The 14,866-nt window shown below is 73.5% G+C and carries 15 protein-coding genes; 8 read left to right on the top strand and 7 right to left on the bottom strand.

Translation table 11 applies throughout. The features are described from left to right. The first annotated feature begins 157 nt into the window (after window positions 1-157). Window positions 158-1,432, top strand: coding sequence for an MFS transporter (locus tag V7E45_RS04985; RefSeq protein WP_333772837.1), 1,275 nt, complete (start codon window positions 158-160; stop codon window positions 1,430-1,432). On the opposite strand, the gene V7E45_RS04980 is transcribed toward V7E45_RS04985, so the two are convergent. Further along, window positions 1,433-1,669, bottom strand: coding sequence for a hypothetical protein (locus tag V7E45_RS04980; RefSeq protein ID WP_333772836.1), 237 nt, complete (start codon window positions 1,667-1,669; stop codon window positions 1,433-1,435). Between the two features lie 58 nt (window positions 1,670-1,727). Here V7E45_RS04980 and map point away from each other — a divergent pair, with 58 nt between their 5' ends. Continuing rightward, window positions 1,728-2,585, top strand: coding sequence for a type I methionyl aminopeptidase (gene map, locus V7E45_RS04975; protein WP_333772835.1), 858 nt, complete (start codon window positions 1,728-1,730; stop codon window positions 2,583-2,585). A gap of 192 nt (window positions 2,586-2,777) precedes the next feature. Next, the gene (locus tag V7E45_RS04970; protein WP_333772834.1) at window positions 2,778-3,425 is read left to right on the top strand and encodes a biliverdin-producing heme oxygenase; all 648 of its coding nucleotides are present in this window, start codon (window positions 2,778-2,780) and stop codon (window positions 3,423-3,425) included. 34 nt (window positions 3,426-3,459) lie between these two features. On the opposite strand, the gene V7E45_RS04965 is transcribed toward V7E45_RS04970, so the two are convergent. Next, window positions 3,460-4,104, bottom strand: a complete 645-nt coding sequence (locus V7E45_RS04965) for a PhzF family phenazine biosynthesis protein (RefSeq protein WP_333772833.1) — start codon at window positions 4,102-4,104, stop codon at window positions 3,460-3,462. Between the two features lie 167 nt (window positions 4,105-4,271). Here V7E45_RS04965 and efeO point away from each other — a divergent pair, with 167 nt between their 5' ends. From efeO to V7E45_RS04945, 4 genes are all read left to right on the top strand, one after another. Beyond that, a complete protein-coding gene (gene efeO / locus V7E45_RS04960; RefSeq protein ID WP_333772832.1) occupies window positions 4,272-5,408 on the top strand; it encodes an iron uptake system protein EfeO in 1,137 nt (378 codons plus the stop codon). Window positions 5,409-5,419: 11 nt separating this feature from the next. Continuing rightward, complete coding sequence (gene efeB / locus V7E45_RS04955) at window positions 5,420-6,697, top strand: iron uptake transporter deferrochelatase/peroxidase subunit (protein ID WP_333772831.1); 1,278 nt, start codon at window positions 5,420-5,422, stop codon at window positions 6,695-6,697. Between the two features lie 3 nt (window positions 6,698-6,700). Further along, window positions 6,701-7,576: an iron uptake transporter permease EfeU gene (gene efeU / locus V7E45_RS04950; RefSeq protein ID WP_333772830.1), complete on the top strand. Its 876-nt coding sequence runs from the start codon at window positions 6,701-6,703 to the stop codon at window positions 7,574-7,576. A 99-nt stretch (window positions 7,577-7,675) separates the two neighbouring features. Continuing rightward, a complete protein-coding gene (locus V7E45_RS04945) occupies window positions 7,676-8,668 on the top strand; it encodes a hypothetical protein (protein ID WP_333772829.1) in 993 nt (330 codons plus the stop codon). 33 nt (window positions 8,669-8,701) lie between these two features. Here V7E45_RS04945 and V7E45_RS04940 read toward each other — a convergent pair whose 3' ends face one another. From V7E45_RS04940 to V7E45_RS04920, 5 genes are all read right to left on the bottom strand, one after another. After that, the gene (locus V7E45_RS04940) at window positions 8,702-9,439 is read right to left on the bottom strand and encodes a bifunctional DNA primase/polymerase (protein WP_333772828.1); all 738 of its coding nucleotides are present in this window, start codon (window positions 9,437-9,439) and stop codon (window positions 8,702-8,704) included. A 148-nt stretch (window positions 9,440-9,587) separates the two neighbouring features. Continuing rightward, window positions 9,588-10,202, bottom strand: coding sequence for a TetR/AcrR family transcriptional regulator (locus V7E45_RS04935; protein ID WP_333772827.1), 615 nt, complete (start codon window positions 10,200-10,202; stop codon window positions 9,588-9,590). Between the two features lie 26 nt (window positions 10,203-10,228). Further along, the gene (locus V7E45_RS04930) at window positions 10,229-11,224 is read right to left on the bottom strand and encodes a small ribosomal subunit Rsm22 family protein (RefSeq protein ID WP_333772826.1); all 996 of its coding nucleotides are present in this window, start codon (window positions 11,222-11,224) and stop codon (window positions 10,229-10,231) included. A gap of 106 nt (window positions 11,225-11,330) precedes the next feature. Continuing rightward, window positions 11,331-12,500, bottom strand: coding sequence for a serine hydrolase domain-containing protein (locus tag V7E45_RS04925; RefSeq protein ID WP_333772825.1), 1,170 nt, complete (start codon window positions 12,498-12,500; stop codon window positions 11,331-11,333). Further along, window positions 12,452-13,744, bottom strand: coding sequence for a multidrug effflux MFS transporter (locus V7E45_RS04920; protein WP_333772824.1), 1,293 nt, complete (start codon window positions 13,742-13,744; stop codon window positions 12,452-12,454). The genes V7E45_RS04925 and V7E45_RS04920 overlap by 49 nt, the downstream gene beginning before the upstream one ends. A gap of 90 nt (window positions 13,745-13,834) precedes the next feature. On the opposite strand from V7E45_RS04920, the gene V7E45_RS04915 reads away from it, so the two are divergent. Continuing rightward, window positions 13,835-14,866: a Gfo/Idh/MocA family protein gene (locus V7E45_RS04915; protein ID WP_333772823.1), complete on the top strand. Its 1,032-nt coding sequence runs from the start codon at window positions 13,835-13,837 to the stop codon at window positions 14,864-14,866.

Below are 14,866 nucleotides of genomic sequence, written 5' to 3'. Positions count from 1 at the left end.
ACCACCAGCAGGGTCTCGCCGCGGGGCCGGCGGGGCTTCCGTGACCGGCTGTCGCGGCTGGCGGAGATCCTGACGGCGCCGCCGGCCGCCCCCTGGTGACCTTCGCCCGCCCGGAAAAGGAGTTGCCCGGCACCGGGGTCGAGCGGACCATGCTGCGGTGCCCGCACTCCTGCCCGACCTCGCGCCCTGGAAAGCCTCCGCCGACTTCCGCAGGCTGTGGGCCTCGGGCCTGATCAGCAACTTCGGCAGCTTCCTGACCTTCGTCGCGCTGCCGGTGCAGCTGAAGGACCTGACCGGCTCGGCGGCGGCCGTGGGCGCCGTCGGCGCGGTGGAACTGGTCCCGCTGATCGTCTTCGGGCTGTACGGCGGCGCGCTCGCCGACGCCCTGGACAAGCGGCGGCTGATCGTGTGGACGGAGGCAGGCCAGGGCCTGCTCAGCGCCGCCCTGCTGGTCAACGCGCTGCTCCCGGGTCCGGCCGTGTGGCCGCTGTACGTGGTGGCGGCGCTCTCCTCCGCGCTGGTGTCGGTCCAGCGGCCCGCGCTGGACTCGCTGCTGCCGCGGATCGTGGCCCACGAGCACCTGCCCGCGGCGGCCTCCCTGAACTCGTTCCGCTGGACCGTGGGCGGGGTGGCCGGTCCGGCGGTCGCGGGCGTGGTCGTCGCCTACGCGGGCCTGGGCTGGGCGTACGCCGCCGACCTGCTGACCTTCGCCGTGTCGCTGGCGTTCGTCGTCCGCATCGCGCCCTCCCCCGCCTCCCACGAGGCGGCCAGGCCGGACCTGCGGGCCGTCGTGGAGGGCGCCCGCTACGCCTGGAGCCGCAAGGAGCTCCTCGGCACCTACGCGGTCGACCTCGCGGCGATGTTCCTGGCCATGCCGCTGGCCGTGCTGCCGTTCCTCGCCGACGAGCTGCACGCCGAGTGGTCGCTGGGCCTGATGTACGCGACCTTCCCGCTGGGCGCGCTGCTGGTCAGCGTGACGAGCGGCTGGACCTCGCGGGTGCACCGGCACGGCCGCGCGGTGGTGCTCTCGGCCGCGCTGTGGGGCCTCGCGGTCACCGCCGCGGGCCTGGCCGGCGACGTCTGGCTGGTGCTGCTGCTCCTGACCGTGGCCGGCGCCTGCGACATGGTCAGCGGGATCTTCCGGGGCGCGATGTGGAACCAGACGATCCCCGACGAGCTGCGCGGCCGGCTCGCCGGCATCGAGCTGCTGTCCTACTCGGTGGGGCCGCAACTGGGCCAGGTCCGCTCCGGCGGGGTCGCCGCCTGGGCGGGCGTGCGGACGTCCGTGTGGTCGGGCGGGGCGCTCTGCGCGGGCGCGATGGGGCTGCTCGCCCTGTGCCTGCCCGGGCTGATGGCCTACGACGCCCGGACCAACGTGCACGCGGTGCGGCTGCGCGAGCAGCGCGCCGCCACCGCGCCCACGCGGGTGTGATCAGTCCTCGCCGGGGTCCCGGCCGCCCCCCTGTGCGTCGTGCCAGCGGGGGTCGGTCTCCCACTCGAGGTTGCGCTCCTGGGCGGTCTCCATCGCGCGCTGCGCCTCCTGCGGGCTCGCGTAGGGACCGAAGCGGTCCTTGCCCGGGCAGTCCGGGCCCTCCTCGACCTTCTTGTGCTCCAGGCAGTAGTACCACTCGCCCGGTTTACCGACGGTGCGCTTCTTGAACAGGGCCATGAACAGCTCCTCTCGCCATCGACATGTTCCCCCGAGCCCGCTGGTTAGACTCGCTGACATGTCCGCCCAGTCGCTGCTCGTACCAGGGGAACTCTCCCCCACCCGCCCGGTACCCGGGAACATCCGCCGCCCCGAGTACGTCGGCAAGCCCGCGCCGACGCCGTACACCGGCCCGGAGGTGCAGACCCCGGAGACCATCGAGGCGATGCGGGTCGCCGGCCGCATCGCCGCGCAGGCGATGGAGGAGGCCGCGAAGATCATCGCGCCCGGTGTCACCACGGACCAGCTGGACCGGGTCGCCCACGCGTACATGTGCGACCACGGCGCCTACCCGTCCACGCTCGGCTACCGCGGCTTCCCGAAGTCGCTGTGCACCTCGGTCAACGAGGTCATCTGCCACGGCATCCCGGACTCGACGGTCCTCAGGGACGGCGACATCGTCAACCTGGACGTCACGGCGTACATCGGCGGGGTGCACGGCGACAACAACGCCACCTACCTGGTGGGTGACGTGGACGAGGAGTCCCGGCTGCTGGTCGAGCGGACCCGGGAGTCCCTGAACCGGGCGATCAAGGCGGTCAGGCCGGGCCGGCAGATCAACGTCATCGGCCGGGTCATCGAGTCCTACGCCAAGCGGTTCGGCTACGGAGTGGTCCGTGACTTCACGGGGCACGGCATCAGCTCCTCCTTCCACTCCGGCCTGATCATCCCGCACTACGACAGCCCGCACGCGACGACCGTGATGCAGCCGGGGATGACGTTCACGATCGAGCCGATGCTGACGCTGGGCACGTACGAGTACGACATGTGGGACGACGGCTGGACGGTCGTGACCAAGGACCGCAAGCGGACGGCCCAGTTCGAGCACACGCTGGTCGTGACGGAGACCGGGGCGGAGATCCTCACCCTGCCGTGACGGCCCGCCGCCCGTCCTGCCGAAGCCCGCCCCGGCGTCCGGGGCGGGCTTCTCGCGCGTCCGGGGCGGCTTCGGCGCTTGCGGGGCGGGCTTCGGCGCTTGTGGGGCGACCTCCTGATGTTTTTCCGACAGCTTGTCGGTAAAGTTACCGACAGAAGGTCGGCAAACCGGTCGGCAAACCGAGGAGAGTCCATGGAGTCGTTCTCGACCGTCATCCGCGCGGCGTCCCACGAGCAGCATGTGGAGGCGGAGACCTCGACGTTCATGAGCGACCTGCTCGGCGGCCGGCTCGGCGTGGCCGCGTTCGCCCGCTACACCGAGCAGCTGTGGTTCGTCTACGAGGCGCTGGAGAGTGCCGCCGGGCGGCTGGCGGCGGACCCGGTGGCCGGGCCCTTCGTCCGGCCGGAGCTGCTGCGGCTGCCCGCGCTGGAGCGGGACCTGGCGCACCTGCGGGGTCCCGGGTGGCGCTCGACGCTGTCCGCCCTTCCCGCGACCCGGGCGTACGCCGACCGGGTCAGGGAGTGCGCCGAGGGCTGGCCCGGCGGTTACGTCGCCCACCACTACACCCGCTATCTGGGCGACCTCTCCGGCGGCCAGGTCATCCGGGACCGCGCGGAGCGCACCTGGGGCTTCGCCCGCAAGGGCGACGGCGTCCGCTTCTACGTCTTCGAGGACATCGCCAACCCGGCCGCGTTCAAGCGCGGTTACCGCGAGCTGCTGGACGCCGTGGCCGCGGACGAGCTGGAGCGGCAGCGGATCGTGGCGGAGTGCCGGCGGGCGTTCGAGCTGAACACCGGGGTCTTCCGGGCCCTCGGCGCGCAGTTCCCGCTGAGCGCCTGAGAGATGCCCAGCTCACGGCCTTGTGCAACACCCCTCAGCGCTCCAGCAGCACCCGTCCGCCGACCTCCACCCAGCCGTGCGGCTGCGGAGCGGTCAGAATCTGCGAGCCCCTGCCCTGGGTGATGTTCAGGGCGCGGCCCAGCCGGTCGGTGAGGAGCAGCGCCGCCGCGCCGGTCGCCTCGTCCTCCTCGATCCCGTCGTCGCGACCGGGGAAGGCCCGGGCGCGGACCCGGCCGGCCGCCTCGTCCTCCCAGGCCCAGGCGTAGATCCACTCTCCGGGCGGGGGGACGGTGAGGGCTTCGACCTCGGCGGCGGTGGCGTACTGGCGCAGGGTGCGCGGCGGGACCCACTCCGTGCGGGCCTCGATCCAGCTGAACTCGCCGTCGAGGCGGGCGCCCACCTCCCCGGCGGGCGTGACCAGTTCGGGCACGTCCAGCAGCCAGGCGGTGCCCACGCAGGGGTGGCCGGCGAAGGGCAGGCGCAGGGTGGGCGTGTAGATGTCGATCACTCCGCGCTCGGGGTCGTCCACGAACACGGTCTCGCTGAACCCGAGTTTCGCGGCGAGCTCCTGCCGGTCGCCCCGCTCGGGCAGCACCGAGCCGTCCCGCACGACGCCGAGTTCATTGCCGTAGCCGCCGTTCGGCGCGCAGAAGACGCGGAGTACGTCGTAATCAGTCACTCCGGAATTGAAACACCGCCGCCGGGCAGGCTCCCGCCGGGCGGGGGCGCCGCCGGGGAGCGGCCGGGAGCGCGGTGAGAGCTGAATCACGACCCCGCGGGTAGCACTGAGGTAAGCCTCATGTAAGTTAGGGCAGCCTCACCACACCGGATCCGCTGGGAGCCTGCATGCGAGCCGTCCGACTGTCCGTCACCGCCGCCACCGCCGTGGCCGCCCTGACCGCCCTCTCGGCCTGCACCGCGAAGAGCGACGCCGCCGACGGCGACGCGATCCAGGTCACGGCGGCCGACGCCAGGTGCGAGACCTCCACCAAGTCGGTGCCGGCCGGGCACGTCACGCTGAAGATAGAGAACAAGGGCTCCAAGGCCACCGAGGTCGAGATCCTGTTCCCGGACGACCGGATCGTCTCCGAGAAGGAGAACATCGGCCCCGGCACCAAGTACACGCTGACCGCCGAGGTGAAGGCCGGCTCGTACGAGATCGCCTGCCGCCCCGGCATGAAGGGCCGCGGCGTCCGGCAGAAGCTCACCGTGACCGGCGGCGGCACGACCGCCGAGCGTGACCCGCGGCTCGACAAGGCCGTCGCCGACTACCGGCAGTACGCGCAGGACCAGGCCGACCGGACGCTGCCGCTCGTCGGGACCTTCGTGAAGGCCGTCAAGGACGGCGACCTGGAGGCCGCCAAGAAGGCGTACGCGCCCTCGCGCCTCGGCTGGGAGCGCACCGAGCCGGTCGCCGAGTCCTTCGGCGACATCGACCCCAAGGTCGACGTCCGCGAGGACGGCCTGGAGGACGGCCAGAAGTGGACCGGCTGGCACCGCCTGGAGAAGGCCCTGTGGGCCGACAAGAAGATCGGCGCCGAGGAGAAGACCCTCGCCGACCAGCTGGTGACCGACCTGAAGGACTGGCAGGAGCGGGTCGGCAAGGCCGAGATCACCCCCTCCTCCATGGCCAACGGCGCCAAGGAACTGCTCGACGAGGTCGCCACCGGCAAGGTCACCGGTGAGGAGGAGCGCTACTCGCACACCGACCTGGTCGACTTCAAGGGCAACGTCGAGGGCGCGCAGAAGGCGTACGAGCTGCTCAAGCCGGTCGCCGCGAAGAACGACCCGGCGCTGGCCAAGGAGCTGGACAAGCAGTTCGCCGCGCTGGACACGCTGCTCGACAAGTACCGCTCCGGCAAGGACTCCTACGACTTCGTCTCCTACGACAAGCTCACCGGGGACCAGACCAAGGAGCTGTCGGACGCGGTCAACGCCCTCGCGGAGCCGCTGTCCAAGCTCGCCGCCGCGGTCGTGAAGTAGGAAGGACGGGCATGACCGACACCCAGGAGACCGCCGCCGCGTCTCCCGCCGTCTCCCCCTCCCGCCGCGCGCTGATCGGCTGGGGCGGTGCCGGCCTCGCGCTCGGCGCCGTCGCGGCCGGCGGTGCCGTGGCGGCGACCCGGGCCGGCGACGACGCGGCCCCCTCCGCCGCCGCGGGCGGCGCCGTCCCGTTCCACGGCGCCCACCAGGCGGGCATCGCCACCCCGGTGCAGGACCGGCTGCACTTCGCCGCGTTCGACGTGAAGACCGACGACCGCGCCGAGTTCGTGCGGATGCTGAAGGACTGGACGGCGGCCGCCCGCCGGATGACCGCCGGACACGCGGTCGGCGAGGGCGCGTACGGCGGACTGGCCGAGGCACCCCCGGACGACACCGGTGAGGCGCTGGGTCTCAGCCCCTCGCGGCTGACGCTGACCATCGGGTTCGGACCGTCCCTGTTCGAGCGGTTCGGGCTGGCCGACAAGCGGCCCGAAGCCCTGGTCGACCTGCCCACGTTCGCGGGCGACAACCTCGACCGGACCCGTACCGGCGGCGACCTGTGCATCCAGGCCTGCGCGGACGACCCCCAGGTCGCCGTGCACGCCATTCGCAACCTGGCCCGCATCGGCTTCGGCAAGGTCGCCATCCGCTGGTCCCAGCTCGGCTTCGGCAAGACGTCCTCCACCACCCCGGACGCCCAGACGCCCCGCAACCTCATGGGCTTCAAGGACGGCACCCGCAACATCGCGGGCACCGAGCCGGACCGGCTGAAGAAGTTCGTGTGGGTCGGCGACGGCGACGGCGGCAAGGGCGACTCCTGGATGACCGGCGGGTCCTACCTGGTCGCCCGCCGCATCCGGATGAACATCGAGACCTGGGACCGGACCTCGCTGCAGGAGCAGGAGGACGTCTTCGGCCGCGACAAGGGCGAGGGCGCCCCGGTCGGCCGGGCCAAGGAGCACGACGAGCCCTTCCTGAAGGCGATGAAGCCCGACGCCCACGTCCGGCTCGCGCACCCCGACTCCAACAACGGGATCACGATCCTGCGCCGGGGCTACTCCTTCACGGACGGCACGGACGGCCTCGGCCGCCTCGACGCCGGCCTGTTCTTCCTGGCCTACCAGCGCGACGTGCGCAAGGGGTTCATCCCGCTGCAGCGGCGACTGTCGTCGAAAGACGCGCTCAACGAGTACATCCAGCACGTGGGTTCGGCGGTCTTCGCGGTCCCGCCCGGCGTCCGGGACAAGGACGACTGGTGGGGCCGGACGCTGTTCTCCGAGGAGGCGTAGCCCGTGTTCTCCAACTACCTGATCGGCCTGCGCGAGGGCCTGGAAGCCAGCCTCGTCGTCTGCATCCTGATCGCCTACCTGGTCAAGACCGGCCGCAGGGACGCCCTGAAGCCGATCTGGATCGGCATCGCCGTCGCCGTCGCCATCGCGATGGGCTTCGGCTGTGCCCTGGAGTTCGGCTCCCAGGAGCTGACGTTCGAGGCGCAGGAGGCGCTCGGCGGCTCGCTGTCCGTCATCGCCGTCGGCCTGGTGACCTGGATGGTGTTCTGGATGCGGCGCACCGCCCGGCACCTGAGGTCCGAGCTGCACGGCAAGCTGGACGCGGCCCTCGCCATGGGCACGGGCGCGTTGGTCGCCACCGCGTTCCTGGCCGTCGGCCGGGAGGGCCTGGAGACCGCCCTGTTCGTGTGGGCCTCGGTGCACGCCGCCTCCGACGGCACCCCGCGCCCGCTGGTCGGTGTGGCCCTCGGCCTGGCCACGGCGGTCCTGCTGGGCTGGCTGTTCTACCGCGGCGCCCTGAAGATCAACCTGGCCAAGTTCTTCACCTGGACCGGCGGGATGCTGGTGGTGGTCGCGGCGGGAGTGCTGGCGTACGGCTTCCACGACCTCCAGGAGGCCGGCTGGATCCCGGGCATCTCCCACCTGGCCTTCGACATCAGCGACACGATTCCGCCGGACAGCTGGTACGGCACCCTGCTCAAGGGCGTCTTCAACTTCCAGCCCGACCCGACCGTCGTGCAGCTGACGGTGTGGGCCCTCTACCTGGTGCCGACCCTGGCCGTCTTCCTGGCCACGCCCGAGTTCCTCGCCCGGATCCGGGGCGGCCGGAAGAGCGCGGCCGCCCCGGTGGCCGAGGAGCGGGTCCCGGCCGCCGAGTGACGGCGGGAGCCGACGGTACCGAGTGCGTGAACCGGCCACCCGCGCGTGTCCCCGTCCCGGTAGGGTTCGCCTCCGGAAAGGGGAGGGTGAAGGCACTTCATGAGCAGGGATCGCGGTCGTCGTGGACTTCGTCGGCGTGACCGGAACGCACTCATAGCGGCCTCGCTGGCCGCCTTGTCGATGACGGCGAGCGGCTGCGTGGTGGTGCACGGGGAACGCGAGGTGCTCCCCACCGCCACCCGCGCCGAGGCCGCCAAGGCGCTCGTCCGGTTCACGGACGCCTACAACAGGGCCGACAAGGCCTACGACCGCTCCCTGGACGCGGGGCAGGTCACCGGCGCCCTCGCCGACATCGACGGGGCCCGGCTGAAGGCCGGGCACGCCAACAGCCCCTCCGGCAACCCCCGTCACACCCAGCTGGAGCTGACGGACGCGCACTTCACCATCCCCGCGAAGGCCGGCTGGCCCCGTTGGTTCGTCGCGGACGCCAAGGGCAACCTGGGGGGCGGCGCCCGCTGGCTGATGGTGTTCACCCGCCACGGCCTCGGCGAGGAGTGGAAGGTCGCCTACCTCACGCTGGTGGCGCCCGGCACCGTACCGGAGTTCAGGAAGGACGCGGACGGGTTCGCCGAGACCGTCCCCGCGGACTCCCCCGGCCTCGCCGTGCCGCCCGCCGGTCTGAGCAAGGCCTACGCGCGTTATCTGCAGGACGGCGGGAAGACCTTCGCGGACGGCCGGAGCACCAGCGGGCTGCGCGCGGACCGTGCGAAGCGGGCGAAGAAGCCGGGCCTGGTGCGGCAGTACATCGACGAGCCGCTGACCCGGGGCGACTACGCGCCGCTCGCGCTGCGCACGGCGGACGGCGGGGCGCTGGTGTTCTTCACCACGCACCACTTCGAGAAGCAGACCGCCGCCGCGGGCACCTCCGTGCCGATCCCGAACAAGGACGTGCGGGCCCTGACCAAGGGCGAGGTCAAGCAGTCGCTGACGCTGGAGATCGTCTCCAACGAGGCCGCCCGCGTCCCGGCGGGCAGCGGCCCGGTGTCGATCCTGGGCCAGGTGCGGGGGCTGACGGCCGCGCAGGGCGAGTAGGCCGGCCCGGGCTCGTGCGGGCCGCCGCGCTACTCAGTGACGCGGCGGCCAGGCCGCGCCGGTCCGGCCGGCCTCGGTGCCGACGTGCCGGGCGCAGGCGTCCGTGAGCGCCTCCAGCAGGCTCAGCGGATCGGGCAGCGGCTGCTCCGGGCCGCGCACCCAGTGCACCCCGCGGTCCTCACCCGGCAGCCGGGCCGGCGGTACGAGGACGTAGGAGCCGCGGCAGTGCCAGCGCAGCCCCGGGTGCTCGTCCATGGTCTCGGGGTGGCAGTCCAGCTCGCAGGGCCACCACTCGTCCTCGTCCTCGGGGGTGCCGCGGGTGAGGGTGAAGAACAGCATGCGGCCGTCGTCGCTCTCGGCGACCGGACCGACCTCGACGCCGGCCCCGAGCAGCTGCTCCAGCGCCTCCCGGCCGGCCTCCAGGGGCACGTCCAGTACGTCGTGCGTCATGCCGGTCGCGGTGATGAAGTTGGCCTCCGGCTGGTGCCGGGCCCAGCGCTCGACCTGCGCGCGGTCCGTCGTTGACTGGGTCTGCCAGGCGAACGACACCGGGTGCCGGGCCGGGGTGGGACAGCCGACGCGGTCGCAGGAGCAGCCGTAGCCCGATCCGGGATGCGCGGCGGGCGCCAGGGGCAGTCCGGCCGCGGCGGCGGAGAGCAGCAGTGCCTCGCGGTCGCCGGCGTCGGCGGCGGTCTCCTTCGGGCGGCGGCCGAGCAGCCACTGGGAGAGTCTGCCCTGCCGGCCGGGCCGGCCGCCGAACGTCGCGCTCATCTATCCCCTCGCCTCGCCGTGGTCGCCTCGCTGTGGTGCCGCCAGCATGCCCTATCGTCCCACCTTCCTCTTGTTCGGGGTGCCTGTGGGGCAATCCGGGCGATGCGGGCGAGACGTGCCTCACAGACCGGGCGGCCCGGGCGGCCGGTCAGCGCGGGGCGATGCCGTGCAGCGCGTAGTCGACCAGCGTGTCCGTGTACTCGTACGAGATCGGGCCGGTGCGCTGCAGCCAGCGCTGGGCGAGCGGGGAGACGAACAGCTCCAGGGCGATGCGCGGATCGACGTCGGGGCGTACCGCTCCGGTGGCCTGCGCGGAGCGCAGCCGGCGGACGTAGAGCCTGAGCCGGGGTTCGAGGAGCTTGGTGACGAACTCGCGGCCGACCTGCTCGTTGACCAGGCCCTCGGCGGCCAGGGAACGGGCGGGCACCTCGAAGCGCGGGTCGAGGAGTTCGTCGACCGTGGCCCGCAGCACCGTCTTGAGGTCGGCGGCGAGGTCGCCCGTGTCGGGGATGGCGGCCGCCTCCTGCCCGGCCGTCCGCGCCATCTGCTCGCCGAGGTCGAGGAAGGCCTCCAGCAGGACGTCCGCCTTGGACCCCCACCACCGGTAGATGGTCTGTTTGCCGACCCCGGCCCGGGCGGCGATCCCCTCGACGGTGGTCCTGGGGTATCCGGCCTCGGCGACCAGGGCGAGGGCGGCGGCGTAGATCGCCCGCCGGGACCTCTCGCTGCGGCGGGTGGCGTCGGGGGCGGGCTTCTTGACCATGGGGGTGACGCTAACAAGCGCGCCGGTCAGGCGGGCGCGTCCGGCGGCGGCCAGGGGTCGCCCCAGTCGGCGTCCCGGGCGGCCCGGTAGAGGCCGCCGTGGCGCTTGGTGACCGTCGTACGGCTCAGCCGCTCGTCGCTCTCGCACAGGTCGAGGAGCACCTGGCCCTTGCGGATCTGCGGGCGCCGCACGACCCGGGCGGGGGCCGGTGCCACGGGCAGCCGGGTGGCGGCGACGTAGCTGAACTTCTCGTCCTCGTAGGCCAGGGAGCCGCCCTTGACCTGGCGGTGCAGGGAGGAGCGGCTGACCCGGGCGGAGAAGTGGCACCAGTCGGTGCCGGGGGCGATGGGGCAGGCGGCGCTGTGCGGGCAGGGGGCGGCGACCCGGAACCCGGCCTCGACCAGCCGGTCGCGGGCCTCGATGACCCGGGCGTAACCGGCGGGGGTGCCGGCCTCCACGATCACGACCGACCGGGCGGCCGCCGCCGCGGTGTCGACGAGGGCGGCGCGGTCGGCCTCGGCGAGTTCGTTGAGGACGTACGACACCGTCACGAGGTCGGTCGGTTCCAGGGTGAGCGCGGTGCCGATCCGGGCCCGCTGCCAGCGGGCGTGCCGCAGGGCCGGGTTGGCTGCGGCGATCTCCCGGCCGAGGGCGAGCGCGGGTTCGGCCCAGTCCAGCACGGTGACGTCGCGTCCGCCGGGCCAGGTCTCCGTGACGGCCCAGGTGGCGGCGCCGGTACCGCCGCCGACGTCGACATGGCCGGCGGGCGTCCACCCGGGCACGGCCTGCGCGAACGCCTCCAGCGCGGAGCGGACCGCCTCGAAGGTGGCCGGCATGCGGTAGGCGGCGTAGGCGGCGACGTCGGCGCGGTCGCGGAGGATCGGGGCGTGGGTGGGGGTGTCGCCCCGGTACTTGGCGATCAGCCGTTCCACGGCTGAGGCGGCCTGGCTGGGCGGAAGACCGGCGAGCAGCTCCGCGAGGGTGCCGCGGAGGGTGTCGGCCGGCGATGCGGGGGCGTTCACCTGGCGATTGTATGGCTGGGGGCTCCGTCCCCCGGACCGCTTCGTCCCCGGACGGCTCCGGCTCCCGAGCCCCCGAGCCCCCGGCCCCCGGTTCTCCGGCCGGGGCTCAGATCACCGCTCGTGCCAGGTAGGTGGCGAGGTCGGCCCTCGGTCGGCTGTCGGGGGCCCGGCGCCGGGGGTGGACCGTGTTGGCGAGCAGGACCAGGAAGGTGTCCGTCGCCGGGTCCAGGACCAGGGAGGTGCCGGTGAAGCCGGTGTGCCCCGCCGCGCCCCGGCCCGCGAGTTCGCCCATGAACCACGGCTGGTCCACGGCGAAGCCCAGGCCGGGCGGGGCCAGCAGGAGTTCCACGAAGTCGGGACCGAGGACGCGGGCGGGCCCGTAGCCGCCGCCGGCCAGCAGGGTGCGGGCGAAGACCGCGAGGTCGTGCGCGGTGGAGAAGAGGCCGGCGTGGCCCGCCACGCCGCCGAGCGACCAGGCGTTCTCGTCGTGGACCTCGCCGCGCAGCATCCCCCGGTCCGCCTTGGCCCACGGCCGCCGCTGGTCCTCGGTGGCCGCGGCGCCGGGGCAGGGGCCGAAGGCGGTGGCCGTCATGCCGAGCGGGCGGGTGATGCCGTCCGCGATCAGCACGTCGAGGGTGCGGCCGGTGATCCGCTCCAGCACGAACTGGAGCAGCAGCATGTTCAGGTCCGAGTAGAGGTGGGTGCCGGGCGCGGCGACGGGTGCCTCGGTGCGCAGCAGGGCGAGCCGGGCGGCGTCGTCCGGGCAGTCGTACAGCGGGAGTTCGGGGCGCAGTCCGGAGGTGTGGGTGAGCAGCTGCCGTACGGTGATGCCGTGTTCGGCGGCCGCGGTGAACTCGGGCAGGTAGGCGCCGACGCGGGCGTCCATGCCGAGGGTGCCGCGCTCGATCTGCTGCACGGCGGCGACGGACGTGAACAGCTTGGTGAGGGAGGCCAGGTCGAAGGGGGTGTCGACGGTGACCGGCACCCGCTCGGCGGGCGGCAGTTCGACGCCGGTGCCGGTGTCGGGGTCGTAGCGGGCGTGGCGGACGGCCCAGCCGGACGTCTCGGCGACGGCGATCACCGGGCCGCGCCCGGCCAGCGCGACAGCACCGGCGGCCCAGGGGCGCGCGCCGGCGGTGAGGGCGTGCACCTCGTCGGCCAGGTGCCGGAGTTGGACGGGGTCGAGCCCGGCGCGCTCGGGTGTGCCGGCGCGCAGTCGCGGTGCGCTCAGTTCTGGTCTCCCTCCGACCCCGCACGGGTGTTCCAAGGACGGCACATTCCCACGAAGCAGGCCGCCGCGACCAGTGCGCCCGCCAGTTGGACGATCGCCATGGGCACGGCCGTGTGCTCTCCGGCGACGCCGACGAGCGGGGAGGCCACCGCTCCGACGAGGAAGGAGGAGGTGCCGAGCAGGGCGGAGGCGGAGCCGGCGGCCTGCCGGGTGCGCAGCAGGGCGAGCGACTGGGCGTTGGGCAGGGTGATGCCCATCGCGGACATCAGGGCGAACAGGGCGGCCGCGACCGGGGCGAGGCCGACCTCGCCGAACACGCCGCAGGCCATCAGCAGCAGGGCGGTCGCGGCGAGCACGGTCACCGCGAGCCCGGCGGCGAGCACCTTGTCCAGGCTGACCCGGCCCACCAGCACCTTGCCGTTGATCTGCCCCGCGATCACCAGGCCGACCGAGTTGAGGCCGAACAGCAGGCTGAACGTCTGCGGGGAGGCGCCGTAGATCTCCTGGATCACGAACGGGGAGGCGCTGATGTAGGCGAACAGCGCGGCGAAGGCGAAGCCGCCGGCCAGCAGGTAGCCGGTGAAGGGGAGGTCGGCGAGCAGGCCGCGCATGGCGCGCAGGGCCTCGCCCACTCCCCCGCCGTGCCGCCGGGCGGGCGGCAGGGTCTCGGGCAGCCGCAGCCAGACGACGACGGCGAGCACGGCGCCGACGACGGTGAGGGCGCCGAACACGCCCCGCCAGTCCGTCACCCTGAGGATCTGCCCGCCGATGAGCGGGGCCACGATCGGCGCGACCCCGGATATCAGCATCAGGGTGGAGAAGAAGCGGGCCATGGCGACGCCGTCGTACAGGTCGCGTACGACGGCCCGCGCGATGACGATGCCGGCCGCGCCCGCGAGGCCCTGCGCCAGCCGGAGGGCGACCAGTGCCTCGACGTTCGGGGCCACCGCGCACAGGGCGGTGGCGAGGAGGTAGAGGGCGAGGCCGGCCAGCAGCGGACGGCGGCGGCCCCAGCGGTCGCTCATCGGCCCGACGACGAGCTGCCCGAGCGCCATGCCGGCCAGGCAGGCGGTGAGGGTGAGCTGCACCGTCGCGGCGGGGGCGTGCAGCGTGCGGGTGACCTCCGGCAGGGACGGGAGGTACATGTCCATGGCGAGCGGGGGTGTGGCGGTGAGGCCGCCGAGGACCAGGGTGACGAGCAGGCCGGTGCGCCGGGCGGTGGCCGGGGGCGGTGCGGTGGTGGGCTGCTGCTCCGTCTCCGGTGCCGGTGCCGCCCCGTGCTCGGGCATGGGTCCCTCCCTCTCGTACTGACCGGCACCTATGCTCTCAGCTCGTACACAGTGCCGAGGCACATACGGACGAGGGCGGGGCGGGGCGGGATGGCGGAGCAGAGCGTGCGGTGGGGAATCCTGGCGACGGGCGGCATCGCGGCGGCCTTCGCGGCGGACCTGGTGGATCTGCCGGACGCGGAGATCGTGGCGGTGGGCTCGCGCAGCCGCGAGTCGGCGGAGGCGTTCGCCGAGCGGTTCGGGGTGACGCGCGCCTACGGCGACTGGGAGTCCCTGGCCGCCGACGCGGACATCGACGTCGTGTACGTGGCGACGCCGCACGTGGCGCACCGGGCGGCGGCCGGGCTGTGCCTCACGGCGGGCCGGAACGTGCTGTGCGAGAAGGCGTTCACGCTGAATCTGCGCGAGGCCGAGGAACTGGTGGCACTGGCCAAGGAGCACGACCGCTTCCTGATGGAGGCGATGTGGATGTACTGCAACCCGCTGGTGCGGCGGCTGAAGGCGCTGGTGCTGGACGGGGCGCTCGGCGACGTGCGCTCGGTGCAGGCCGATTTCGGGCTGGCCGGTCCGTTCCCGCCGGCGCACCGGCTGCGGGACCCCGGGCTCGGCGGCGGCGCGCTGCTCGACCTCGGGGTGTACCCGGTGTCCTTCGCGCAGTTGCTGCTGGGCGAGCCGGACGAGGTGTCCGCGCGGGCGGTGCTCTCGGCGGAGGGCGTCGACCTCCAGACGGGTGCGCTGCTGTCCTGGGAGAGCGGGGCGCTGGCCTCGGTGCACTGCTCCATCGTGGGCGGTACGGCGGTCACCGCGTCGGTCACCGGTTCGCGCGGCCGGATCGACGTCCCCTCGGGTTTCTTCCATCCCGACCGCTTCGTGCTGCACCGCGACGGGCGCGAGCCCGAGGAGTTCACCGCCGCGCCGGGCGACGGCCCGCGCACCAGCCTGCGGCACGAGGCGCGGGAGGTCATGCGGGCGCTGCGCGCGGGCGAGAGGGAGTCGCCGCTGGTGCCGCTGGACGGCACCCTCGCGGTGATGCGCACGCTGGACACGATCCGGGATCGGATCGGGGTGCGGTACCCCGGGGAGGACGCGGTGGCCGCCGCCGTGGTCGCCGGGCGGCCGTAG

It is taken from the genome of Streptomyces sp. IBSBF 3136 (assembly GCF_036815105.1).
Lineage (GTDB): Bacteria > Actinomycetota > Actinomycetes > Streptomycetales > Streptomycetaceae > Streptomyces.
Note: the sequence above shows the minus strand (reverse complement) of the source record. Positions and strands in the feature narration are given on the sequence as shown.

Bases quoted from the DNA above. Each gene is read 5' to 3' on its own strand.
- V7E45_RS04970 (WP_333772834.1), top strand. From the start codon at position 2,778: ATGGAGTCGTTCTCGACCGTCATCCGCGCGGCGTCCCACGAGCAGCAT.
- efeB (WP_333772831.1), top strand. From the start codon at position 5,420: ATGACCGACACCCAGGAGACCGCCGCCGCGTCTCCCGCCGTCTCCCCC.
- V7E45_RS04920 (WP_333772824.1), bottom strand. From the start codon at position 13,744: ATGCCCGAGCACGGGGCGGCACCGGCACCGGAGACGGAGCAGCAGCCC.
- map (WP_333772835.1), top strand. From the start codon at position 1,728: ATGTCCGCCCAGTCGCTGCTCGTACCAGGGGAACTCTCCCCCACCCGC.
- V7E45_RS04940 (WP_333772828.1), bottom strand. From the start codon at position 9,439: ATGAGCGCGACGTTCGGCGGCCGGCCCGGCCGGCAGGGCAGACTCTCC.
- V7E45_RS04935 (WP_333772827.1), bottom strand. From the start codon at position 10,202: ATGGTCAAGAAGCCCGCCCCCGACGCCACCCGCCGCAGCGAGAGGTCC.
- V7E45_RS04915 (WP_333772823.1), top strand. From the start codon at position 13,835: ATGGCGGAGCAGAGCGTGCGGTGGGGAATCCTGGCGACGGGCGGCATC.
- V7E45_RS04945 (WP_333772829.1), top strand. From the start codon at position 7,676: ATGAGCAGGGATCGCGGTCGTCGTGGACTTCGTCGGCGTGACCGGAAC.
- efeO (WP_333772832.1), top strand. From the start codon at position 4,272: ATGCGAGCCGTCCGACTGTCCGTCACCGCCGCCACCGCCGTGGCCGCC.
- V7E45_RS04980 (WP_333772836.1), bottom strand. From the start codon at position 1,669: ATGGCCCTGTTCAAGAAGCGCACCGTCGGTAAACCGGGCGAGTGGTAC.